17 protein-coding genes are annotated in these 24,708 nt (G+C 50.1%); 15 read left to right on the top strand and 2 right to left on the bottom strand.

Going from position 1 to position 24,708, the window contains the following annotated elements; translation table 11 throughout:
• Nucleotides 1–19: 19 nt before the first annotated feature.
• From uvrA to ACSR9A_RS07500, 7 genes are all read left to right on the top strand, one after another.
• Nucleotides 20–2,902 carry an excinuclease ABC subunit UvrA gene (uvrA, locus tag ACSR9A_RS07470; protein WP_341279827.1) on the top strand — a complete coding sequence of 961 codons (2,883 nt, stop codon included), beginning with the start codon at nt 20–22 and terminating at the stop codon, nt 2,900–2,902.
• 358 nt (nt 2,903–3,260) lie between these two features.
• Nucleotides 3,261–3,473, top strand: coding sequence for a PH domain-containing protein (locus tag ACSR9A_RS07475; protein WP_341279826.1), 213 nt, complete (start codon nt 3,261–3,263; stop codon nt 3,471–3,473).
• 192 nt (nt 3,474–3,665) lie between these two features.
• Entirely contained in the window at nt 3,666–4,247 is a 582-nt protein-coding gene (locus tag ACSR9A_RS07480) for a TetR/AcrR family transcriptional regulator (RefSeq protein WP_473756466.1), read from the top strand.
• A gap of 79 nt (nt 4,248–4,326) precedes the next feature.
• Nucleotides 4,327–5,199, top strand: a complete 873-nt coding sequence (locus ACSR9A_RS07485; RefSeq protein WP_473756467.1) for a transporter substrate-binding domain-containing protein — start codon at nt 4,327–4,329, stop codon at nt 5,197–5,199.
• A 78-nt stretch (nt 5,200–5,277) separates the two neighbouring features.
• The gene (locus ACSR9A_RS07490; RefSeq protein WP_341279823.1) at nt 5,278–5,922 is read left to right on the top strand and encodes an amino acid ABC transporter permease; all 645 of its coding nucleotides are present in this window, start codon (nt 5,278–5,280) and stop codon (nt 5,920–5,922) included.
• A gap of 121 nt (nt 5,923–6,043) precedes the next feature.
• Nucleotides 6,044–6,814 (top strand): amino acid ABC transporter ATP-binding protein, encoded by a 771-nt coding sequence (locus ACSR9A_RS07495; protein WP_341279822.1) that lies wholly within the window; start codon nt 6,044–6,046, stop codon nt 6,812–6,814.
• A gap of 86 nt (nt 6,815–6,900) precedes the next feature.
• Nucleotides 6,901–7,323 carry an OsmC family protein gene (locus ACSR9A_RS07500; protein ID WP_338553331.1) on the top strand — a complete coding sequence of 141 codons (423 nt, stop codon included), beginning with the start codon at nt 6,901–6,903 and terminating at the stop codon, nt 7,321–7,323.
• A 60-nt stretch (nt 7,324–7,383) separates the two neighbouring features.
• Here ACSR9A_RS07500 and ACSR9A_RS07505 read toward each other — a convergent pair whose 3' ends face one another.
• The gene (locus ACSR9A_RS07505) at nt 7,384–7,809 is read right to left on the bottom strand and encodes a CBS domain-containing protein (protein ID WP_473756468.1); all 426 of its coding nucleotides are present in this window, start codon (nt 7,807–7,809) and stop codon (nt 7,384–7,386) included.
• Nucleotides 7,810–7,985: 176 nt separating this feature from the next.
• Entirely contained in the window at nt 7,986–8,954 is a 969-nt protein-coding gene (locus tag ACSR9A_RS07510; RefSeq protein WP_341279818.1) for a sugar phosphate isomerase/epimerase family protein, read from the bottom strand.
• A 249-nt stretch (nt 8,955–9,203) separates the two neighbouring features.
• Here ACSR9A_RS07510 and ACSR9A_RS07515 point away from each other — a divergent pair, with 249 nt between their 5' ends.
• The 8 genes from ACSR9A_RS07515 to ligA all read left to right on the top strand — a co-directional run bounded on the left by ACSR9A_RS07515 (nt 9,204) and on the right by ligA (nt 24,366).
• Nucleotides 9,204–9,887, top strand: a complete 684-nt coding sequence (locus ACSR9A_RS07515; RefSeq protein ID WP_473756469.1) for a response regulator transcription factor — start codon at nt 9,204–9,206, stop codon at nt 9,885–9,887.
• A complete protein-coding gene (locus ACSR9A_RS07520; RefSeq protein ID WP_473756470.1) occupies nt 9,881–11,269 on the top strand; it encodes a sensor histidine kinase in 1,389 nt (462 codons plus the stop codon). The genes ACSR9A_RS07515 and ACSR9A_RS07520 overlap by 7 nt, the downstream gene beginning before the upstream one ends.
• 203 nt (nt 11,270–11,472) lie before the next feature.
• Nucleotides 11,473–14,583, top strand: coding sequence for an efflux RND transporter permease subunit (locus ACSR9A_RS07525; protein WP_473756471.1), 3,111 nt, complete (start codon nt 11,473–11,475; stop codon nt 14,581–14,583).
• A 157-nt stretch (nt 14,584–14,740) separates the two neighbouring features.
• Nucleotides 14,741–15,952 carry an efflux RND transporter periplasmic adaptor subunit gene (locus ACSR9A_RS07530; protein WP_473756472.1) on the top strand — a complete coding sequence of 404 codons (1,212 nt, stop codon included), beginning with the start codon at nt 14,741–14,743 and terminating at the stop codon, nt 15,950–15,952.
• A gap of 282 nt (nt 15,953–16,234) precedes the next feature.
• Entirely contained in the window at nt 16,235–18,772 is a 2,538-nt protein-coding gene (locus ACSR9A_RS07535) for a U32 family peptidase (protein WP_473756473.1), read from the top strand.
• 322 nt (nt 18,773–19,094) lie between these two features.
• A complete protein-coding gene (gene pcrB, locus ACSR9A_RS07540) occupies nt 19,095–19,817 on the top strand; it encodes a heptaprenylglyceryl phosphate synthase (RefSeq protein WP_473756477.1) in 723 nt (240 codons plus the stop codon).
• Nucleotides 19,818–19,933: 116 nt separating this feature from the next.
• Nucleotides 19,934–22,285: a DNA helicase PcrA gene (gene pcrA / locus ACSR9A_RS07545; RefSeq protein WP_473756474.1), complete on the top strand. Its 2,352-nt coding sequence runs from the start codon at nt 19,934–19,936 to the stop codon at nt 22,283–22,285.
• A 32-nt stretch (nt 22,286–22,317) separates the two neighbouring features.
• Entirely contained in the window at nt 22,318–24,366 is a 2,049-nt protein-coding gene (gene ligA / locus ACSR9A_RS07550) for an NAD-dependent DNA ligase LigA (RefSeq protein ID WP_473756478.1), read from the top strand.
• The last annotated feature ends 342 nt before the right edge of the window (nt 24,367–24,708 follow it).

Raw genomic sequence — 24,708 nt, forward strand, 5'->3', positions numbered from 1 at the left:
GAAAGAGGAGGCAATAAGATTGGGAAGCGACAAAATTGTAGTAAAAGGCGCTCGTGCACACAATTTGAAAAATATTGATGTCACCATTCCGCGCGACAAGTTTGTTGTATTGACGGGTTTGAGCGGCTCAGGCAAATCGTCCCTTGCATTTGATACCATTTACGCCGAAGGACAGCGCCGTTATGTGGAGTCTTTATCTGCCTACGCAAGACAGTTTCTCGGCCAAATGGAGAAGCCAGATGTAGATTCTATCGAAGGATTGTCTCCGGCGATATCAATTGACCAGAAGACGACGAGCCGCAATCCGCGCTCCACTGTAGGTACAGTAACGGAAATTTACGACTACCTTCGCTTGTTATACGCACGAATCGGCAAGCCGCATTGTCCGGAGCATGGGATTGAAATTACTTCGCAGACCGTAGGACAAATGGTCGATCGCATTATGGAATATCCCGAGAAGACGAAGCTGCAAATTTTGGCTCCGCTCGTATCCGGCCGCAAGGGCGAGCATACGAAGCTGTTTGCAGACATTCAGAAGCAGGGTTTTGTCCGCGTTCGCGTAAATGGCGAGCTGCGCGAGCTCAGTGAGAAGATCGAACTGGAGAAAAATAAAAAACATAGCATTGAGGTCGTTGTCGACCGTATCGTTGTGAAGGCAGACGTGCACAGCCGCTTGGCTGATTCGATAGAGACGGCGCTTAAATTGGCTGATGGCCGGGTGCTCGTTGACGTAATGGAGAAGGAAGAGCTGTTGTTCAGCTCAAACCTTGCTTGTCCAGTATGCGGCTTTAGCGTAGAGGAGCTCGCGCCGCGGATGTTTTCGTTCAACAGCCCGTTCGGTGCTTGTCCGGATTGCGACGGACTAGGCGCGAAGATGATCGTCGATCCGGATCTGCTCGTTCCCGATATGAGCAAATCTATTAAAGAAGCTGCTTTTCTTGCTTGGGCTGGAAGCACGTCCAATTATTATCCGCAGTTTTTAAGCTCGGTTTGTGAGCATTATAGCATTCCACAGGATGTGCCGGTTTCTGAGCTCAGCGACGAGCAAATGAATAAGCTGCTTTATGGTACCGGTGGAGAACGTGTTCGCTTCCTATACGAGAATGACTTTGGTCATCGTAAAGAGGCTTATGTACCGTTTGAAGGTATCGTCAATAATTTGGAGCGGCGCTACCGCGAGACAGCGTCCGATTCCATGCGGGAACACATCGAAGCTTATATGAGTGCCAAGCCTTGTGGCGGCTGTAAAGGCCAGCGGCTGCGCAAGGAAACACTTGCTGTAACGATTGCCTCCCAGAACATCGCTCATGTCACTTCGCTCTCGATTGGCGATTCGCAGCGCTTCTTCGAAGGACTGGTATTAACGGAGAGGGAACAAACGATTGCCAATCTGATTTTGAAGGAAATCAACAGTCGGCTAGGCTTCCTTGTCAATGTCGGGCTGGAATATTTGGCGATGAACCGGGCGGCTGGAACGCTGTCCGGCGGTGAGGCGCAGCGGATTCGATTGGCAACACAAATCGGTTCGAGCCTGATGGGCGTTCTTTATATTTTGGATGAGCCGAGCATCGGACTTCATCAGCGGGACAATGATCGGTTGATTGAGACGCTTGTGCATATGCGGGACATCGGCAATACGCTTATTGTTGTAGAGCATGATGAGGATACGATGCTGGCTGCTGACTATATTATCGACATTGGCCCTGGTGCGGGCATTCATGGCGGTACCGTTATCGCGGAAGGAACACCGGCGGAAATCATGCACAATGAAAATTCGTTGACGGGCCAATATTTGAGCGGACGCAAGTTTATTGAGGTGCCGCTGGAGCGTCGTGCGGCGGGAGACAAATGGCTGGAGGTTCGCGGTGCGAAGGAAAACAATTTGCGTGGTGTCAATGTAAAGATTCCGCTTGGCATTTTTACGGCGGTTACTGGCGTATCTGGTTCGGGCAAATCAACCTTCGTCAACGAAATCGTCTATAAGACGCTGGCGCGTGATTTGAACCGAGCGAGAACACGGCCTGGACAATATAAGGAAATGCGCGGAATCGAGCATTTGGAGAAGGTTATTGATATTGACCAATCGCCAATTGGCAGAACGCCACGCTCGAATCCCGCTACGTATACGGGCATGTTTGACGATGTACGCGATCTTTATGCTTCGACGAATGAGTCCAAGGTGCGGGGCTATAAGAAGGGAAGATTCAGCTTTAATGTGAAGGGCGGCCGCTGCGAGGCTTGCCGTGGAGACGGCATTATCAAGATTGAAATGCATTTCCTGCCTGACGTGTATGTCCCTTGCGAAATTTGCAAAGGCAAGCGTTACAATCGCGAAACGCTGGAAGTGAAATATAAAGGCAAGAGTATTTCCGATGTGCTGGAAATGACAATTGAGGACGGCTGCAAGTTTTTCGAAAATATCCCGAAAATCCAGCGCAAATTACAGACGCTGCTTGATGTAGGCTTAGGTTATATGTGCCTGGGACAACCTGCAACGACATTGTCTGGAGGCGAAGCACAGCGTGTTAAGCTGGCTTCCGAGCTGTATCGCCGGAGTACGGGGAAAACGTTGTACATTTTGGATGAACCGACGACAGGCTTGCATGCCGATGATATTGACCGTCTGTTGATGGTTTTGCATCGCCTTGTTGATTCGGGTGAATCGGTGCTTGTCATTGAGCATAATCTCGATGTCATTAAGACAGCCGATTATTTGATCGATTTGGGACCGGAAGGCGGAAGCGGTGGCGGCTTAATCGTTGCGACGGGAACGCCGGAGGAAGTGGCGAAGGTAGACAAGTCCTATACAGGGAAATACCTGAAGCCAATTATGGAGCGTGACCGGGAACGGACCATCCAGCGGCGCGAGACGCAAGCGTCCGTTGCTGCGGCTTCTAATTAGGCCTGATGATGTAAGGCTAGCCCATTGATGTGGGTTAGCCTTTTTTCTTTGTCTGATTTGAATTTCATCCATATTCCAGGACGGCCGCAGGTTATAAGGTTGGGCAAAGCTGGACAACGTATAAGGAGATAGTGGAAAAGGATTAGCCTGATTGGCAATAAGGTATTAGTCATGCTTGATGGACAAACGTGACAAAGTTGTTACGAAAACAGATTCGGACTTGCGTCAGGCGCATGGAAAAGATAACATATAGGTTAGGATAGGATGCGTGTGGCCAAATGGATTTCTTTGGTTTGGAGGACAGGTCCTAAAGCAAGTGAAATGGAGCAAAAGCTTAACTGTGGGAGGGGTCATTCAAATGTTTTTGGCAGAAGAAGCAGCACAAGCGACCAGCAACATTAACACGTTTGACTGGTTTATGCTTGCGTTTACAATTTTGTTATTGATCGGCTTTGTCCGGTTGGTGAAAGAGCGCAAGAAGAACATTTTCGCGATTGGTTTCACAGCTGTATCTTTGGGATTGTTTTTGTTTATTGATTACATCATGATCACCAAAGTATGGTTGGCATAACGACAAACAAGAAAGACCGTCCAAGTTGAATGCGACCTGGGTGGTCTTTTTTTGTTATCCACTTGACAATATACGAGTGATCCGATAGGATTTAAATCAAAACTGACTGACGAGTCAATCAATGGAGGCGATGCTGTTATCGGAACCGTAGATCGCAATACGGCGAACAATGCGGAGCGCAAACGCCAAATTATGGAGTCCGCACTGAAGCGTTTTGCCCTTCATGGTTACCATTCGACGAAAGTATCGGATATTGTAGCGGATGCAGGAGTAGCGCAAGGTACTTTCTATTGGTATTTCAAAAGTAAAGAAGCTATAGCTATAGAAATTGTACAGGATGGCCGGGAGCGGTTGCTTACGGTTATTGGACAAGGCTACCGAAAAAATGCCGGTTCGGTGCAGGATATGGTATCAGCCTCTGAGCATCTGCTTGCCGAGCTCTTCCATTTTGCTAAGGAAAATCGTTATTTAATGGGCATGCTGCTTGATGGCACAGGCTTCAGCGAAGTCGTTAGACAGGAAATAACGGTTACTCAAATGGCGATGGAGCAATCCTTTGTACTCAATATTGAACGCGCCACTGAGCTGGGCATGCTGCCGGCTACCATTGATGCCAAGCTGCGAGCGGCATTTCTGATGAGCCTCATTGAAGGCGTACTGTCCCGTTGGCTGTTTCGCAGCTCGCCGGAAAGCGATGCTATTGCGGTAAAATCTGCGGAATTGCTGGCTGCGGAAACGGCGCGCTTTGAATTTTTCGGCTTATTAGGCATTTAGCTGCATTTCCCTGCGAAAGCCGGACACATTAATAAGCAATAATAAAATATTAGAGAAGCTATGAAGGAGAGAGTGGAAGATGAGGATTCAAATAAAAAAATCAACGTTATGGATGATGACAGCTATTTTGCTGCTGGCGGTTATTGTGGCGGGCTGCGGCTCGAAGAACGGCAACAGCGGCAATGCGGGCTCGGCTTCGCCGACTGCGGAAGCAGAAACAGCGGCTCCTGCCAATCTGCTGGAGCAAGTGAAGCAAGCAGGCGTTCTCAAGGTAGGTTTGATGGGAACTTATGCGCCGTATAACTTTTTAAACGACAATAAGGAAATAGATGGCTTTGATGCCGATATTGCAAAAGAAATTGCCAAGCGCCTTGGCGTAAAAGCTGAGTTTGTCGCACAGGAGTTTTCCGGTATGATTGCTGGACTGCAGGCGAAGAAATTTGACGTCGTCATTAGCCAAATGACGATTACCGACGAGCGCAAGGAGCAAATGGATTTTACAGAACCGTACATTACGAACTCTGTAAAAATCATCGTAGCCGAAAAAAACGATACAATCACGAAGCTGGCTGACTTTAAAGGCAAAAATATTGGTGTAGGCCTGGGTACGAACGACGAGACCTATCTTCGCAAAACGGTGCTGCCTGAAGTCGGCGACTTCACCATTAAAACCTATGATGATGTCATTACTTCACTGAAGGATCTGAATGCCGGACGTATTGATGCGACTATTAACAATATGTATGCCCTGAAACCAATCGTCGAGAAAAATGGCTTCAAAATCAAAGCGGTTGGCGATCCAATTAAATCGGACAACGCAGGCATTGCAGTCCGCAAAGATAACCCGGAATTCCGTGACGCGCTGAACGAAGCTTTGAAGGCGATGAAAGCCGACGGCACGTATAAAACTATTTTTGTGAAATGGTTCGGCGAAGAGCCAGCGGCTGAATAAGCCCGGCTCTCGTCAAATTATATGGATTTATAAGTTTTACCTTGCGAAACCACGTAGACGGAAGGGAACCTTCACGTTATGAATCTCGTTTTTGAAAATTTCTCTTTTCTGCTAAAGGGCGCGTATTACACACTACTGCTTACGGTTATGTCGATGTTTTTTGGGCTCATAATCGGAGGAGTAGTAGCGATTGCCCGTTTGAAGGGTAACCGTCCCATTCGGCTATTGGCTCGGGGATATGTCTCGATTATTCGTGGAACCCCAGTGCTTATCCAAATTTTTGTCGTTTATTATGGGTTGGCGGACTATAAAATTATATTAGGGCCACTGACGGCAGCAACGATTGCACTGAGTATTAATGTGGGTGCGTATTTGTCGGAAACGTTTCGTGGTGCGATTTTGTCCATTCCAAAAGGGCAAATGGAGGCCGCATATGCAACGGGCATGACCTCTTGGCAGGCGCTTTATCGAATCGTGCTTCCGCAGGCGGCAAGGGTAGCCATTCCACCAATGGGAAATACGTTTATTGGAATGCTTAAGGAGACATCGCTCGTTTCAGCTATTACTGTAACCGAGTTGCTGCGTCAGGCGACTTTGCTTATAGCACAGTATTACGTCTATATGCCGTTTTATGTGGGAATTGGAGTTATGTACTGGGTGATGAGCACCGCTTTTTCAGCTATTTTAGAAGCGATTGAGAAGCGCTTGTCCAAAGCTTATTAAAAATATAAGAAATGATAAGTTTCACTCTTATAATGGACTTATATTTCATCGCGAAACGGAAGCTTTGCCGCCAGAGGACGGCGACAGCCGTTTACGCTTGGGTTGGGGCGTGAGAAACACGATGATTACGACGGAGAAATTAACGAAATCTTTTCAAGGCACCGAGGTGCTGAAGGGTATCAATCTTCAGGTCAATCCCGGAGAAATTATTGTGCTGCTCGGGCCAAGCGGTTCGGGAAAAAGCACGCTGCTTCGCTGTCTGAACGGGCTGGAGACGCTCAGCGGAGGCCGTATTGAGATGAACGGTGTTCGCCTTGATACACAGATGAAGCCACGCGAGCATAATCAGAATGTCCGAACCATTCGCCGTCATAGCGGGATGGTATTTCAGCAGTTTAACCTGTACCCGCATAAAACAGCGCTGGGTAACGTCATTGAATCGCTGCTCGTCGTGAAAAAGCTGCCAAGAAGCGAAGCTATTGCTATCGGCAAAAAAATGCTGGAGCGCGTCGGGCTGGAAGGCAAGCTGGATGAATATCCATCAAGGCTGTCTGGCGGACAGCAGCAGCGGGTAGCGATTGCAAGGGCGCTGGCGATGGAGCCGGATGTTTTATTGTTTGACGAGCCGACATCTGCGCTTGATCCGGAATTGGTCGGCGAGGTGCTTGATGTGATGCAGCAGCTGGCTCGCGAAGGTATGACGATGCTGGTGGTGACGCATGAAATGGCTTTCGCCCGCCATGTAGCGAATCGTGTTGTGTTTATGGATGATGGGCAAATTGTCGAGGAGGCCGCGCCAGATGTGTTTTTCGATCATCCTGTTACCGAACGGGCGCGTCGATTTCTGAACAAGCTGGGTCAGCACAGAGGATTGCAGCAAGAGCAGCAATAAAGAACGACAGAATATTAATGCTAACCACAAAGTTAAAGCAGGAGGCTTGGCCTTCGATTCTTACGAAAGAAAGAGGGTAAACCGTAATGAAGGTTACAACAACATGGACAGGCAAACGTGCATTTACATCTGTAGGGCCATCTGGCTACAGTGTTGGAATGGATGCGACCGCAGCATATGGCGGCGACGGGCAAGGAGCTACACCGATGGAGCTGCTGCTGGCGGGCCTCGCGGGCTGTATCGGCATCGATATTACGATGATTATGGATGCGTTCCTTGGTTCAATCAGCAGCATCGAGATAGATGCGGAAGGTACGCGTAAAGAGGAAATGCCGAAGGGCTTTACGGCCATTGATCTTATTTTCAAAGTGAATGGCGATGTGCCGGATTACCGGATTTGGAAAGCGATTGAGCTGGGCAAGGAAAAATATTGCGCTGTCTCGGATTCGCTGAAAGCGGACATTCGTTACCGGCTAGTGCTCAATGGGGTAGAAATGACGCGGGGATAAGCTGATTTCAGCGAACACAAAGAAAGAGTCGTGATCCGAGGCTGCCGTGGGCGGTTCGGGTTACGGCTCTATTTTGTACGAATAGGCGGCAGCATGAATGATACCCGCGAATTGGCCCTGCTCATTCGTCATAACGATGTAATCGCTGCTTAGGTCGGCGTGAAGTTCAACAGCTTTATTTTTCAATGAGGGGCTGCTGCCTGTATTAAAGCTTGTGTCAGTGGAGGAAGCGATGATGGAGTGGAAGCGGGTATTCATGAGCTTGGTAATGTCCGCCTGATAATAGCCAAGGAAGCTGCTCGATAATTGGAGAAAAAAACGGTCGCGCATAATGAGCCCAACAGGCTCTGCCAGCGAATTGCATACGACAGCGCAAGGCGCTTCCGGGTAGCTGCGGAACAGCTGGAGCGCTTCATAGCAGGTTTGGCCTTTGTTAAGTTGGGGGACGAACGAAGCAGCAGCGGCATCAGTAGCATAGCCAGTCATGTTGATCACCTATCCTCTGGTTTAGTGGGGGGTTGCTCTTATAGAGTACGCTAGTAGGATTAACGCGGGGAGTGTTATTTATTAGTGGAATGTAAAGATTTTACGAGCCTGCCCACCTCCTTTCTGCAAAAAAAGAACGGCCGCATCCTCGCCGGATGCAGCCGCCTTCCTTGGGCCTATACCCACCACATTTCGCCTAGTGGTTCTTTAATCAGCACTTGCTGCAGGTTTTGCACCGCTTTGGTGAAACCTTCATCAACGGACATCAGGCCGTCCTCGTGCTCAATGCTCACCACATAGTCGTAGCCGACTAGACGAAGCGCGCTAATAATGTCCGCCCATACCTTCAGGTCATGCCCGAAGCCGACGGTGCGGAATTGCCAAGCGCGATCCAGCATCAGCGAATACGATTGCATATCCGTTACGCCGTGATGGTTGACGTTGATTGGATCAATCGTCGTATCCTTCGCGTGGAAATGGTGAATTGCGCCAGCGCGTCCCAAAATATGAACAGCTTGAACCGGATCAATCCCTTGCCACCACATATGGCTCGGATCTAGGTTGGCGCCGATAACCGGGCCAACCGCTTCACGAAGGCGAAGCAGCGTTGCCGGGCTGTGAACGGAGAAGCCGCCGTGCAGCTCAAGTCCGATTTTCACGCCATGCTCTTCAGCAAGCGCACCGATCTCAGTCCAATAAGGGATAACTTTGTGTTCCCACTGCCAAGCCAAAATTTCTTGGAAATCGTTTGGCCAAGGCGCAACCGGCCAGTTTGGATATTTAGCATCCTCGTGGTCGCCTGGGCAGCCGGAAAATGTATTAACGACAGGAACGCCCAAGCGGCCTGCGAGCTCAATCGTTTTGCGAATAGTAGCATCATCCGCAGCAGCTAGATGCTTCTGTGGGTGCAGCGGATTAGCGTGGCAGCTCAGGGCGCTGATGATCAGGCCGCGTGATTCTACTGCATGCTTAAACGCTTTCAACTTTTCTTCATCAGCAAGCAGGACATCAGGATCACAGTGGGCTGTGCCAGGGTAACCGCCAGTGCCGATTTCAATAGCATCCAGTCCTTTGGCAGCTATGTAATCGAGCGCTTCTTCAAATGACTTCTGTGCGAAAAGCACGCTGAATACTCCTAATTTCATGTGCAATCATTCCTCCTATTTATAAGAAAAGCTAATTCCCATTATACCATTGCCTAATTGCCGATATCTAATGAAAACTGCAAATTTGACATAATCGCATATAAACTAAACAAAAGGTTACCTAAAGCCCGCTCATCCGTACAAGTTAAAGATAATACTTGACAGTTTTTTCTGTCCTTAAGCTATAATTTTAAATAGGAACTGCCGAAAACAATGGAGAAGCCACAGGAGAGCGGGAGGAACAAAGAGATGGCAAGTGTCATGCTGGTAGATGATGATCCAGATATACGCGAGCTCATGCACGCGCAGCTTAGCAGTGAGGGATTTCAGACGATTCAGGCAAGCCACGGCAAAGAGGCCATTCGGCTGCTGCGAAAGCAAAAAGCAGATTTAGTGGTGCTTGATGTGATGATGCCCTTCATGGATGGCTGGGAGCTATGTAAATATGTAAAGGAAGAATACCCGAATATCCCTGTGCTGATGGTAACAGCAAAGCGTGAAATTAATCAGAAAATCAAAGCGTTTGGCCTGGGAACTGATGATTATATGGTGAAGCCTTTCGAGCCCTATGAGTTAGTGCTGCGTGTTCGGGCATTGTTGAAACGCTACCGAATTGAAGCGTCAATGCGGCTGCAGTTGGGCGATTTTGTGCTGGACCGGCATACGTTTGAGATGATTCAGGGGCAGGCACGGGTGGCGCTGCCGTTGAAGGAATTTGAGCTGCTGTTCAAGCTGGCGGGCAACCCGGGCAAAATTTTCACGCGCAACGAGCTGATCAGCCAAATTTGGGGTCCGCAGTTTTTCGGCGATGAGCGGACAGTGGATGTACATATTAAGCGATTGCGCGAACGTTTTGCAGAAATGGATGCGCCGTTTACGATTGTGACCAAGCGGGGGCTTGGCTACAGGCTCGAAATGGTGGACGCATGCTAAGAACCTTATATGTAAGGGTTATTATTAGTTTTATAACAGCGGTGCTGATTGGTCTGGTCAGCGCCTTCTTCATTACGATTACGCTGTTTAAGGACCAGGTGATCACCATGGTGCAGAAGGAGGTTCTGCAATACGGACATTCGATTGCCGCTTTATATGAGCAGTATGGCATTGAGGAAGCGAAGCGAATTGTTACGCTATTAGAGCCTACCCCGACCTATAAATATATGGTTATGGATGACAAGGGCTGGCTCACCGAGGAGGGGAAGCTGTTTGCGGAATTTGGCATTGCTCCCGGAGACAGCATTTCAACATCTGTATTAAACGGCGAGCCGTTTGTGGATTTTGATTTTGGGTTCACGGAGGGCAAAGGCCTCGTGCTCGGCATGCCGTTTACTTCTGATCATAAAACGTACGCGTTGTTCGTGCACCAGCCGACGAGTAGAACTGTTATTTTCAACCAGATGCTCTTCGTTGCTCTTTCTGTTGTGCTCGGGGTAGGCGGTCTGTGCATCTTTGTGGCCGCCATCTATTTGGTGCGTCCGCTTAAAGAAATGAAGCAGGCGGTAGAGCGGATGGCGAGTGGGCGCTTCGACATTCAGCTAAGATCAGGCAAGCGTACAGATGAGCTCGGGCAGCTGGCCCAAAGCTTTAGCGGCATGGCGAAGGAAATTCAGCAGATGGATGAACTGCGTGGGCAATTTGTAAGCAGCGTCTCGCATGAGATTCAATCGCCCCTGACGTCGATTGCCGGATTTTCGCGAATGCTTATGCTGGATGCGGTGGAAGATCCCGAGCAGAAGCAGCGGTATCTAAACATTATTTATACAGAAAGCCAGCGTCTGTCGCGCCTTAGCGATAATTTGCTTAAGCTGGCGGAACTGGATTCGGCAGTGCCTGCTTTTGATCCGGTTACCTATGATCTCGATGAGCAACTGCGCCAAGTTATTTTGGTCTGCGAGCCGCAGTGGTCCGAAAAATCGATTGAGATGATACTGGAGCTGCCCCATGTGAAAATAAATGCCGATGAGGATGGGCTTAGCCAAGTATGGATAAATGTAATCGGCAATGCGATCAAATTTGCTCCGGAAGGCGGATATATACGCATTGAAATGAGCTTTGATACAGACAGCATTAAAGTATCCGTATCGGACAATGGCAGAGGGTTTCCTGACGAAGACGGCTTTAGGCTGTTTGAACGATTTTATAAGGCGGACAAGTCGCGCAGCAAAAAGCTGGGAGGAAGCGGCCTAGGCCTCTCCATCGCCCAGAAAATCGTCAATTTGCATCGAGGCGTCATCCGTATTACAAACCGGGTGGAAGGCGGTGCGCGCGTAGACGTGACGCTGCCGAGCATGGCAGCCAAAAAACGCATTTCCTGACGGGCTTAAGCAGCCGCTTGCATTCGCACGGAAGAAGGGATAATGACAGGACCATCCCTCCATAGCTTGCCATATCACTCCTACAAATGCGAACCACGCCAAAAAAAAAAGGACTGCTTGCATCATTTTTTTTGCATGGTTCACGTTATGTTCATACAGAAAGTTTAACGTTGAGGTATACACGCGAGTAGGAGGGGTTCTGGTTGAATGGTTTAATCCGCTTTTCGATGAATAAAGTGGCTGCAATGGTTATATTGATTGCCCTGCTTGTAGGAGGGGGGCTATACGCAACGGTGACTCTGAAAATGGAGACGATCCCCGATATCTCGTTTCCAGTCGCCATGATTCAAACCACATATCCGGCACCGCCAATGGATGTGATGGATGAGGTGACGAAGCCGATTGAGGATAAAATCGCGAACATACAGGGGCTAGATACACTTAGCTCAACATCCAGCGATAATATCTCCAGCGTCGTTGTCCAGTTTAAGCAGGGCTACGATATAAAGGAGAAAAAGACGGAGCTGGAAAGCCTGCTGCAAGAGGTAGCACTTCCGGCTGGCGCGAGTACGCCAAAGGTTTTGACCTTCGGCTTTTCCTCCCAGCCTGCTTATTACTTAACGCTATATGCCGGGGAAGGCATGTCGCAAATGGAGCTCAACAAGCTTTACGAGGATAGCATTAAGCCATCGCTGGAAGGTGTTAATGGTATTGACCATGTTAATTCTATTGGCGTTAGTTCAACCTCGCTCGATATTTTGCTGGACGCAGATGCTTTATCCGTGTTCAACTTGTCGGCGGTAGAGGTAACCAGTGCCATTCAATCCGCTCTGACGGATGGTGCAGTCGGTTCTGTAGAGCTGGACGGCAAATCGCAAATGGCACGGGTGAGTGGCGATTTGAACAGCATTTACGGCCTCCGAAATTTGGAGTTTGCCACGAGGACCGGCCAAACGGTGCTGCTTCAGGATTTGGGAGATGTTCAGGCTGTGAACGAATCGAAGTTTATTGCCCGCTACAACAATCAGCCTGCGCTGGGCATTCGTCTTTATAAGATGAGCGAAGCCAATGCGGTTGATTTCTCCAATGAAGTCAATTCGGTGCTGACCGATTGGGAAACAAAGCAGCCAGCGGTTACATTCCAAAAAATTTACGATGGCGCAGATGAGGTTAGAAAATCGATCAGCGGCATTTTAAAGGAAGGCTTTATCGGGATTGCCCTTGCCTCGCTTATGATTCTGCTATTCCTTCGCAATATTCGGATGACGTTGATCGTTCTCGTCTCGATTCCACTCTCGATTCTGATCACGCTGATTATGATGTCGAGCATGAATATTACGCTGAACATTATGACGCTCGGCGGCATGTTCATCGCCATTGGGCGAATTGTGGACGATAGTATCGTCGTCATTGAGAACATATACAGCAATCTGGAAAAAGCGCAGGAGCGCGGCGAATCCGTCATTATTATGGCTACCCGCCAAGTTTCCATGGCGATTACATCCTCGACGCTCGTTACGGCAGGCGTGTTCCTGCCACTCGCAGTTGTTGGCGGCATCGTTGGACAGATGTTCCGGCCATTCGCGCTGACGGTATCATGTGCTCTGCTTGCTTCACTGGTCGTGGCGCTGACGGTCATTCCCATGATGACAAAGCTGCTCGTACTTCGCAGCCGCAAGCAGATTAAGCAGAACGAGCATGCGCATGACGGCAAAGTAACGCGTCTATATGAGCGTATTCTAGTATGGTGCTTGACTAATCGGATCAAAACCTTGCTGATGTCGCTTGTCATGCTTGTTGTGACCATGGCGATTACGATTCCGAATTTGGCAGTTAACTTCCTGCCTTCGAGCGGGCCAGAGAAGCTCGTGTACTTCCAAGTTAAGTATCCATATGAAACGTCACTGGAGAGCAATGACATGCAGTCACAGGAAATTGAGAAGATGCTGCTGGATGCCAAAGACAGCCAGGGCGGCGCCTTGTTCACCTTCGTGGAGTCCTTGGTTGGATATGCGGACAGTGACGATACCGTTCCTTATACAACCTTGCTTACCGCTGAGATCAGCGAAGCAGAGGATGCAATGCTGGTCTTGAACAACTATGTGGAGCTGATTAAAAACCAGTTGCCGCAAGGCACGGAAGTAACGGGAGAGACGGCAAGCGGTGGTGGAGGTCTTAACGGAGGAACCTTCTCTTATGTGCTGAAAGGTGACGATCAACAGTTGCTTGAGCAGGGGGCCGCACTCATCAAGGATAAAATGAAGGAATTCCCTGAGCTTACTAAAATCAAGGATACGCTTAGCGACGCCAAAACGGAAATAAGCATTACCGTTTCGCAGACGAAGGCTAGAGAGCTTGGACTTAATCCTGCTGATGTCAGAGATTCAGTTCGGATGTGGCTTGCAGAGCAGCGCCTTGGAGATATTCGCTTTGATAATGTTTTGTATTCCACAGTGGTCAAGCTTCGCGATGAAGATAAAGGCTCGCTTGAGAAGCTTGGCAAAATGCCGATTTTATCGCAGACGGCAGGCATCGTTTATTTGCAAGAGGTGGCCAAAGTAGAGGAAGTACAGGCCCCTGCTGCATTGAGCCGGGAATCGCGCTCGCAGGTCGTGAAGATGTCGGCTACCATTGATGCAGCAAACCAGACTGATGTCAGCACAAGAGTGGCGGCAGCGCTGGATGCAATTGAGCTTCCAACAGGTGTATCTACCGAGATACAAGGTGTGTCGGAGGAAATCACCGAAAGCTTCACGCAGCTGTTTATGGCTATGGCTGTATCCATCGCTATCGTTTATTTTATACTGGTTCTGTGCTTCGGCAATGCCAGCACGCCGTTCGCGATTCTGTTCTCGCTGCCGCTCGCCATTATTGGCGGTTTGCTAGGCCTGCTGGTTACGAATGAATCCATTAATATTACATCCCTCATTGGATTTATGATGCTGATCGGCATCGTCGTTACCAATGCGATCGTATTGCTCGACCGAGCGCAGCAGCTGCGGCATGAAGGCTTCTCCGTCCGCCATGCGCTGGTCGAAGCAGGCAGAGTCCGTCTGCGTCCGATTATTATGACAGCAGGCGCAACGATAGTAGCGATGATACCTCTGGCAATGGGCACTGGTGAAGGCGTACTTATTTCTAAAGGGCTCGCGGTCGTTGTTATCGGCGGCTTGATCACTTCTACACTGCTTACGCTTGTAGTCGTGCCAGTCGTATATGAGATGCTTGAGGCTATTAGCAACAAGCTGTTCCGCAAAGGGAAGGGCCAAGCTGCACCAGTGGATTTTAATAAGCCTGCCCATTTGGAAGGCTAAACATTTAAAATATAAGCCTTTATAAGTTTTTCCCTTATAAACAGGCTTATATTTCTCCGACAAAGCTTTTCGCACGTCCTAGAAGGACGACGAAGTCGTTTTTGCTTGGCACATAAAAGGTTAAGAGGGTTAACAATATAGAGGGGAGCTGGAATATATGTTTTTTCGTTTTATCAAGCAGGAGCGGCGCAGCAAAGCCGCACTCGCAGCCGTGTTTGCAATGGCTTTAATGGCTGCGGGATGCTCGAGCGCGGCACCTGCTGCAGAAGAGACAGCAGTAGAGCAGCAAGTGACAGTCATTAAAACAGAGGCGGCAGCCAAGCACAGCATGGGAGCTCCGCGCGAGCAGGTCGCTGAGGTAAGCGCCTCGGTTCGTCTGGACATTCCGACGATGGCTTCTGGCAAAATCGCTCGCGTGCTTAAGAGCAATGGCGACACGGTTCAAAAAGGAGAGGCCATCATTCAATTGGAGTCGAATCTCGCAGTGCTTGACCGTAAGCGCGCGGAAACCAGCCTGACAGCAGCAGAGCAATCTTTAGTAAAGGCTAAGCAGGATATTGCTTCAAGCCGTTCTACCTTGCTGAATAATATTGCTAGTCTGGAGACGCAGTACATTCAGGCTAGTGCCGGTGATGATCAAAATTTGATTGATGCCGCACGTCGTAATCTGGAGTCGGCCAAGCAGCAGCTTGCCGATTTGGATAATGGCAGCTCGCTTTCCGGGTTGCAGTCCCAAATCGATGCGGCTAGATTAGCAGTCGAGCAGGCAGATCTTCAACTGGACAGCTATCAAATTACCGCTCCAGCGAGCGGTACGATTACTGATTTTGCCGTGAGCGAGGGCATGACGATAAACGCAGGTACAGTAGTAGCTGTCGTGCAGAATGTGAAGCAAATTTCGATTAAAACCGAGCTTAGCGAACCAGCAGCCGAGCTGGCCCGCGGCAAGTCAGATCTTGTCTACTACAATTCGGAGAATCCATCTGTGAAGAAAAAAGCGAAAGTGGTCTATCTCGCCTCGGTGCCTAATGCAAAAACGAGAATGTACGCGCTTGAGCTCACAACGGACAATGCGGATGGCTCGCTCAAGCCAGGCAGTCGCGTTCAAGTGGAGCTGACGACCGTTGCAGAGGAGAATGTAATTGCTATTCCATCGCTGAGTATTGTACGTGAAGGGAGCGAAACCTTCGTTATGCTGTCCAATGCAGGTACAGCTGAGAAGCGCGCAGTTAAATTGGGCCGCATCAATGGCGTCTATCAGGAAGTGCAAGAAGGCTTGAAAGAAGGCGAGACTGTTGTCGTCTCTGGCCAGCATACGCTGAGCGACGGGCAGAAGATCGAGAATGAAGAGGCTGCGAAGCAGTCATAAGGCAGGCGGAAGACAAGGAGGGAGCGGCAATTATGCTCTCTCCTTTTTTAAATATTAGGAAAGGATATGATTTTTCCATCCTTTCTCTATATTTCTCGGACTGAAACGAGCTGCGCCGCCAAAGGACGGCGGAAGCCGTTTCACCTTGATTTTTACAAGACTGCTTGATAGCATGTCTGGACTTTCTATAATTTTGTCAACAATGTATGGTGGAATAGCTGGCGGCGGTTTGTTACACTAGTAGCAACAGATTGCTAACTATTGAGGAGAATGTGCGGTACTATGAAAGCAAATATAATGCGTCAAGATGTAGAGTTGCTTGCTCCGGCAGGCGACTGGGAATGTATGCGGGCGGCGGTTGCGAACGGTGCGGATGCTGTCTTTTTTGGTGTGGAAAAATTCAATGCGCGTGCGAGAGCGAATAATTTCCGCAGTGAGGAGCTGCCAGAGATTATGGCCTTTTTGCACAGCTACGGCGTGCAGGGCTTTTTGACTTTCAACATTCTAGTATTTGAGGACGAGCTGCGCGATGCGCAAGCGCTCATTGAAATGTGTATAGATGCAGGTGTAGATGCGGTTATCGTGCAGGATTTGGGACTCGTGAAGCTCATTCGCGAGCTTTCCCCGGATTTCCCGATTCATGGCTCGACGCAAATGACGATTACTTCTCCAGAAGCGGTGGAATTTACGAAGCCGTTTAATATGGAGCGTGTCGTCCTCGGCCGTGAAAATAACCTAAAGCAAATTAAAACAATCGGCGAGCAGGCGAAGCTTCCTATGGAGGTTTTTGTGCATGGCGCGCTATGCGTATCGTATTCTGGCCAGTGTCTGACTTCGGAAATGTGGGGCGGCCGCTCGGCTAACCGCGGCGAATGCGCGCAGGCCTGCCGTCTGCCTTATGACCTTATGGTCGATGGCAAGCATCAGCCGATGGGCGATATTTCGTATTTGCTGTCGCCGAAGGATTTGGCGGCGATCGATCTCGTGCCTGAGCTGATTGAAGCAGGTGTCGTTTCCTTCAAAATCGAAGGACGTCTCAAAAGCCCAGAATACGTTGCCAATGTGGTCAGCAAATACCGTAAGGCAATTGATAAATATTTTGACGGCGACCTGTCCAAGCCATCGGTAGAGGAAGTTCGCGAATTGCAGCAAAGCTTCTCGCGCGGCTTCACGCATGGCTTCCTGTCTGGCACGAACAATAAAATGCTAGTTGAAGGCACGTTTCCCAAAAGCCGCGGCGTCTTCATTGGCCGTGTCGAGCGTATTCTTCGCGATGCTGTAACCGTCCGTCTGGAAGCTCCGCTTAAGCGTGGCGATGGCGTCGTTTTCGATGCTGGCGATCCAACGAAGAAGGAAGAGGGCGGCCGCGTCTACGACATTCGCCGCCAAGGCGTGAAGATTGAAGGGGAAGCGCAGGAAGGCACGCTGCTGGAGCTTGTTCCAGGACGCAGCGACGTTGATTTGCGCAAGGTGCATGTGGGCGACCGTGTATGGAAGACGAATGACCCGGCGCTGGATAAGCGTCTGCGTGCGACCTATGAGACGGAGAAGCCATACCGCGTTTTCCCGCTTCATGTATCGGTAACAGGCAAGCTCGGCGAGCCGCTGCGGACGATATGGACGGATATGCAGAAGGGAACGACGGTAGAGGTGGTCTCTGAGCTGCTGCTGGAGCAGGCGCAGAAGCGCCCGATGGATGCCGAGCTGCTTGCCGATCAACTGGGCCGTCTAGGCGGAACGGTTTATCAGCTTGACCATTTGGAAGTGCTGCTTGAGGGCGAACTGATTGTGCCCGTTCGTGAGCTCAACCGGATGCGCCGCGAAGCGGTAGAGCATTTAGCTGGAGAACGCCCGAAGCCGCCCGTTTATGTGAAAAATAACATCGACCCGCTGGCAGACAACGCGGATCAAGAGGCTGTTCCAGCCGCTGCCTCCGGCTATTCGCACGAAGGCGATCTTGCGCCGCGCCTGACGGCTCTATGCCGCGGATTGCCGCAGGTTGAAGCGGCGATTGCCGCCGATGTCGATATGATTTATGCTGATTTTGAATTTATTAAGCAGTTTCCGGCGGCTGTAGAGCTGGCGCGAGCGGCAGGCAAGCCTATCGCTCTGGCAACTCCGCGCATTCATATGCCGGGTGAGAACGGCTACCATGCCAACATTTTGAAGCTTAAGCCAGACGCTGTGCTTGTCCGCAATACGGGTGCGCTTTATTATTATTTGCGCGCCAAGGCCGAAAATCCCGATCAGCCATTTCCTAAGCTGATTGGCGATTTCTCGCTGAATGTGGCTAATCACAAGACGGTAAAGCTTTTTGAAGAAGTTGGCCTCGATATGATTACGCCTTCCTATGACCTGAACATTCAGCAAATGATGGATATGCTGGACAAGGCCAATACGGCAAAGCTGGAAGTCGTAATCCAGCAGCATATGCCAATGTTCCATACGGAACACTGCGTCTACTGCACCTTCATGAGTGAAGGCACCAACTTCACGAACTGTGGACGTCCATGTGAAGATTCGCGGGCTTCCTTGCAGGACCGTATTGGCATGTCCCATCCGGTTCGCGTAGACGAAGGCTGCCGCAATACGGTTTACAACGCGATTGAGCAATCGGGCGCTGAATATATTAAGCAATTTTTGGAGCTGGGCATTCCATCATTCCGCGTCGAATTTTTGGAAGAAACGCCGGAGCGGGTAACGGAAGTATTGTCCCTTTACCGCGATGCGCTTGATGGCCGGATTACGGGAACGAAAGTATGGCGCACGCTGAAAGCAACAAACCAAATCGGCGTAACACGCGGACAATTGGTGAAGTAAGAAAGCGGAAAGAGGAGAGCCGGCATTGCGGGAAACGCAGTGTCGGCTTTTTTTGAAAATATAAGCATTTATAAGTTTCACCCTTATAATCAGCTTATATTTCACCGCGAAACGGCAGCATTGCCGCCATAGGACGGCTTCAGCCGTTTACGCTTGAGGATACCTGATCTTTGGGTCACTCAAGCCGTTTGACACCGCCATGCGGCTCGCTTAGCATAGGAAGAAGCAGGCTGCGATTTAGAGCCATAGTTACTGAAATAACTGGAGCGCTCATAACGACAAGTGAGCATAACGGATAGGGATAAGCGGGGTAATGGTGAGGATGGACGGACAATGGTATGCAGGATGGAGACATGTATTTAAGCTGGACCCGGAGCGCAGCATCTCCGATGAGGAGCTTGATGCGATTTGCATGTCGGGTACAGATGCCGTATTAGTAGGAGGCTCTAGCGGCGTGACGTTTGAGAATACCGTAGATTTAATGTCGCGCATTCGCCGTTATGCGGTAGATTGCGCGCTGGAGGTCTCGTCGATGGATGCGGCGGTTCCCGGCTTTGACGGCTATTTCGTGCCGCTTGTATTGAACACGAGCCAGGCCGAGTGGATTAATGGTCGCCAGACAGAAGGGCTGCAAGCATTCGGCTCCTTCATTCCTTGGGAGGAAACGGCGGCGCAAGGTTATATTATATTGAATGGAGAAGCAACCGCAGCCAAGCTGACAGGAGCGAATGCCGAGCTGAACGAGGAACAGGTGCTTGCTCATGTGCAAATGGCGGACCGCCTCATGCGCCTTCCTGTCATTTATATGGAATACAGTGGTCAGTACGGCGACATGGCACTTGTTCAAAAAGCGTATGATACGATCGCGCAGGCCCAGCTATTTTATGGCGGCGGCATCGATGGCGCAGATAAGGCGAGCGAGGCGGCTGCGGCTTGCGACACTGTCGTTGTCGGCAATATTATTTACGCGGATTTGCAGGCAGCACTGGCTACTGTGCCTGCCGTTCACAACACGATTCGCAAGCATACAAGAAACGAAGTCTAGCTTTTATAAAAAACAACCGCCTATTTAGGATTTTATTTGCGTCTGCAAATTGACACTTCACGGCCCGTTGTCTACACTATGGATAGGCGAACAAATGCGAACAAAGGAGTACGACCATGTTTAATTTTATAAGCATCGACGAGGCGGTACAGAAGCTTAACCCACCGCAGCGCGAAGCGGTAAAAGCAACCGATGGGCCGCTGTTGATTATGGCTGGAGCGGGCAGCGGCAAAACCCGCGTATTAACCCATCGGATCGCATATTTAATTGAGAAGAAGCGCGTAGCGCCTTGGAGCATTTTGGCGATTACCTTTACGAATAAGGCATCGCGTGAAATGCGCGACAGAGTTAGCGCACTGATTGGCCCGTCGGGCAATGATATTTGGGTATCTACCTTTCACTCGATGTGCGTACGGATTTTGCGCAGGGATATTGACCGGATTGGCTTTACTTCCAATTTTACGATTTTGGATTCAGGCGACCAGCTGTCGGTTATTCGCAACTGTATGAAGGATCTGAATATCGATACGAAGAAATTCGAGCCGAAGGCTGTTCAAGCGTCCATCAGCGCCGCGAAGAATGAGCTGCTTACACCGGAGCGGTATGAACAGAAGGCAGGGGACTATTTTCAGGATATCGTCATTAAGGTGTACAAGTCCTACCAGAAGCGACTCAAAAGCAATAACTCGCTCGATTTCGACGATTTGATTATGAAGACGATTCAACTGTTCCAGGAAGTGCCGGAGGTGCTGGATTTTTACCAGAACAAATTCCGTTACCTCCATGTCGATGAGTATCAGGATACGAACCGTGCGCAATACATGCTGTGCCGCATGCTCGCTGACAAGCATCACAATATTTGCGTCGTCGGCGACAGCGACCAGTCGATTTATCGTTGGCGTGGGGCGGATATTACGAATATTTTGAATTTCGAGGGCGATTATCCCGAAGCGCAGACGATTATGCTGGAGCAGAACTATCGTTCTACGGCTAATATTTTGAATGCGGCGAATGCGGTCATCAGCCTGAACACCGGACGCAAGCCGAAGAACCTCTGGACCGATCAAGGTGCCGGAGATGAGATTACGGTGTATCAGGCGGATTCCGAGCATGACGAGGGTTATTTTGTAACAGGCGAAATTCGCAAAAATAAAAATAGCGGCCGCAAATTTGGGGATCATGCCATTTTGTATCGGACGAACGCGCAGTCGCGGGTTATAGAGGAAATTTTGATCAAATCGGATATCCCTTATCAAATCGTAGGCGGCATCAAGTTCTACGATCGCAAAGAGATTAAAGATTTGCTCGCTTATTTGCGGCTGATTTCCAATCCGGATGACGATATTAGTCTTGCACGCGTCATTAATGTGCCGAAGCGCGGCATTGGTGACACGACGGTTGGCAAGCTGGCCGAGGAGGCAGCGCGGAGCGGCACTTCGATTTTCAATGTTTTGGGCAACCTGCAGGGGTTGGATATCAATGCCCGTACGCAAGCGCTGCTTGGAGAGTTCTATATAATGATCAGCAACCTTGCCGGCATGGTTGAATATTTGTCGGTGACGGAGCTGACGGAGAAGGTGCTGGAGATGACCCAGTACAAGCTGGAGCTTCAGCGCGAGAAGACATTGGAATCGACGGCACGGGTCGAAAATATTGACGAGTTCCTGTCCGTTACGATGGACTTTGAGAAGCGCAACGAAGACAAGACGCTCGTATCCTTCCTGACTGATCTCGCTCTCATCGCGGACATTGATTCCATGGATAAGCAGGATGAGCAAGGCAATGCCGCCCCAAGCGACGCTGTTGTGCTCATGACGATGCATAGCGCCAAAGGCTTGGAGTTCCCAGTTGTCTTTATTATTGGCATGGAGGAGAGCATCTTCCCGCACAGCCGCGCTTTGAGCGACAATGATGAGCTGGAGGAAGAGCGCCGCCTTGCTTATGTAGGCATTACTCGGGCAGAGAAGCAGCTGTTTATGACTTCGGCTCGGATGCGCACCTTGTTTGGGCGGACCGCCTCGAATATGCCTTCACGCTTTTTGGATGAAGTGCCTAGCGAGCTCAAAAAGGATGCTTCCGCTTCGGGCGGTTTTGGCCGCAGCGGGGGAGGAAGCAGATACGGCGCTGGAAGCTCGACTGGCTTCGGCTCGGGCGGACGGACAGCACCTTCGCGTCCTGCGGCAAATGGCGGGCTTGGCTCTGGAGGCCGATCGCTCGGCACGAGCACAAGTAGCGGCGTTCGAGTAAGCACGCCGCAAGCAGCCGGTGCAGGTGCAGCCGGGGCGGCTGGAGATGCAGGCGCGAAGCAGTTCGCTGCCGGCGACCGGGTAGCCCACGGCAAATGGGGTGAAGGCGTCATCGTTTCCGTGAAAGGAACAGGCAACGACATGGAGCTTCAGATTGCTTTTCCCGCTCCGACAGGGGTGAAACGGCTGCTTGCAGGCTTCGCGCCAATAACAAAAGTTTAGCTCATTATTGAAAGGGGACATTTGCTGTGGAAATGAACCAAGCGGAAACAGCTGCAGCTTCACCTGCCCAAACCGAACGTATGATTACGTTAATTGATGAAATTACGGCTCATAACTACCAGTATTACACGCTGGATCAGCCGTCCATTGACGATGCTGACTATGACAAGCTTTATGATGAGCTGGTCGCATTGGAGAAGGAGACGGGGACCGTGCTGCCGGATTCGCCAACACAGCGTGTTGGGGGAGAGCTGCTTAAGGGCTTTGACCCTCATCGTCACCGTGCCAAGCTATGGAGCTTGGACAAGGCGCAAAACATCGAAGGGCTGCATGCCTGGAACCAGCGAATGCTGCGAACGGTTAACGATTATAATACGAAAAATCCGGATGTTGATCCGCTCCCAGACCCAAGCTACGTTATAGAGCTGAAGTTCGATGGATTGACGTTGAATTTGACCTATGAGGATGGCAAGCTGACTCAGGCGGCTACGCGGGGCAATGGCGCGATAGGCGAAGGGATTTTGGCACAGGTGAAGACGATTCGTTCCGTCCCGCTCACGATTCCGTATCGGGAAGGTTTGATCGAGGTTCAAGGCGAAGGCATTATGCAGCTGTCGGTGCTGGAGAAATACAACCAGACGGCGGCGGAGCCGCTCAAAAACGCGCGCAATGCAGCAGCTGGCGCCCTGCGCAACTTAAATCCAAAGACGACTGCGGAGCGGAAGCTGAGCGCTTTTTTCTACAATATAGGCTATTCGGAAGAGCTGGCATTCACCACTCATCAGGAAATGCAGCAGTTTTTGCGGGACAACCGGTTTAAGGTAAATCCGTATGCGGTGTATTTTGACACAATCGAAGAGGTGGCGGCGGAGCTGGAGCGTTTGGCAGAGGGCCGCACCGATCTCGATTATTTAATAGATGGAGCTGTGGTCAAGCTCACGGATATCCGTACTCGTGAAGCGCTGGGCTATACAGACAAGTTCCCGCGCTGGGCGGTCGCGTTTAAGTTCGAGGCGGAAGAAGCGGCAACTATACTGCAATCCGTTTCTTGGGAAGTCGGCCGTACCGGCAAAATAACGCCTGTCGCCCGCGTCGAAGCCGTTGAGCTTGCTGGTGTGACTGTACAAAACTGTACGCTCAATAATATCGGGGATATCGAACGGAAAAATCTTAAGTTTGCGCTTGGTACATTCGTTACGATTCGCCGCTCCAATGATGTCATACCGGAAATACTCGGCAAAACCGATGAAATAGATGGCCAGGAAATCGTATTTCCAGAGCAGTGTCCTTCCTGTGGCACGGAGCTTGAGCAGCGCGGCGCGCATTTGTTTTGCAACAACCGCTTAGGCTGTGGTCCGCAAATGATCGGCCGCATTACGCATTTTGCCTCGCGCGATGCGATGGATATTGATACATTCAGCGTTATGACGGCTGAACAGCTGTATACAGAGTGCAAGGTTCATGACCCTGCTGATCTGTATGCCTTGGAGTATGACGATTTGATTAAGCTGGAACGGTTCGGCGAGCGGAAGGCGCGCAAGCTGCTTGATGCGTTCGAGAAGTCCAAGAGCCGGGATTTGACGGCATTTCTATATGCGCTCGGCATTCCGAACACAGGAAAGTCCACCACGCGGACACTAGCAGATCATTATGGCAGCTTAGATGCTGTAATGGCGGCTTCGGTGGAAGAACTGGTGGAGCTGCCTGATATCGGTGGTATTGTAGCGGAGAGTATTGTAAGCTTCTTTGCAGACCCGGTTATGGCTGACAGCATCGCCCGTATGCGGGCGGCTGGTGTAAGCGCGGAAGCGGAGCATAAAGCCGTTGTGCGGGAAGATAGTGTATTCAGCGGCAAAACGGTGGTCATTACAGGGACATTATCCGGCATGAGCCGCGACGAAGCTGCAAAGAAGCTCGAAGCGTGCGGAGCAAAAGTATCCGGCAGCGTGTCGAAGAAGACGGATTATGTCATTGCTGGCGAAAATGCAGGCAGCAAGCTCACGAAAGCGAAGGAGCTCGGTGTCACTGTAATTGAAGATGAAGCAGAATTGCTGCGTTTATTAGAAGGAAACGAAGCATAATTGGCTGAAAAGTGCCGCCACGCCTGGGTTCTGGGACGTGCGCGGCGCTTTTTTTCATTATGAGGGATAAGGTTTCAGGAGGGGGGTTATAAATAAATGAAAGTTTTTTCGCGAAAGTAGTTGCATTTCGGAAATGGACATGGTATATTACTTCTTGTCGCTTCGGAGACATCGCGTTACACAGCAGAAATATTGAGAAATAAACAATAAAATAAGCTGTTGACACTGTCGAAGAATGGTGATAACATATACAACTGTCACTACAAAATGTGACAAACAAGTTCCTTGAAAACTGAACAAATGGATCACGTCAAAATCCAAACAATGTTTTAAATAGCTAGT

Source organism: Paenibacillus sp. R-74696 (assembly GCF_055814915.1).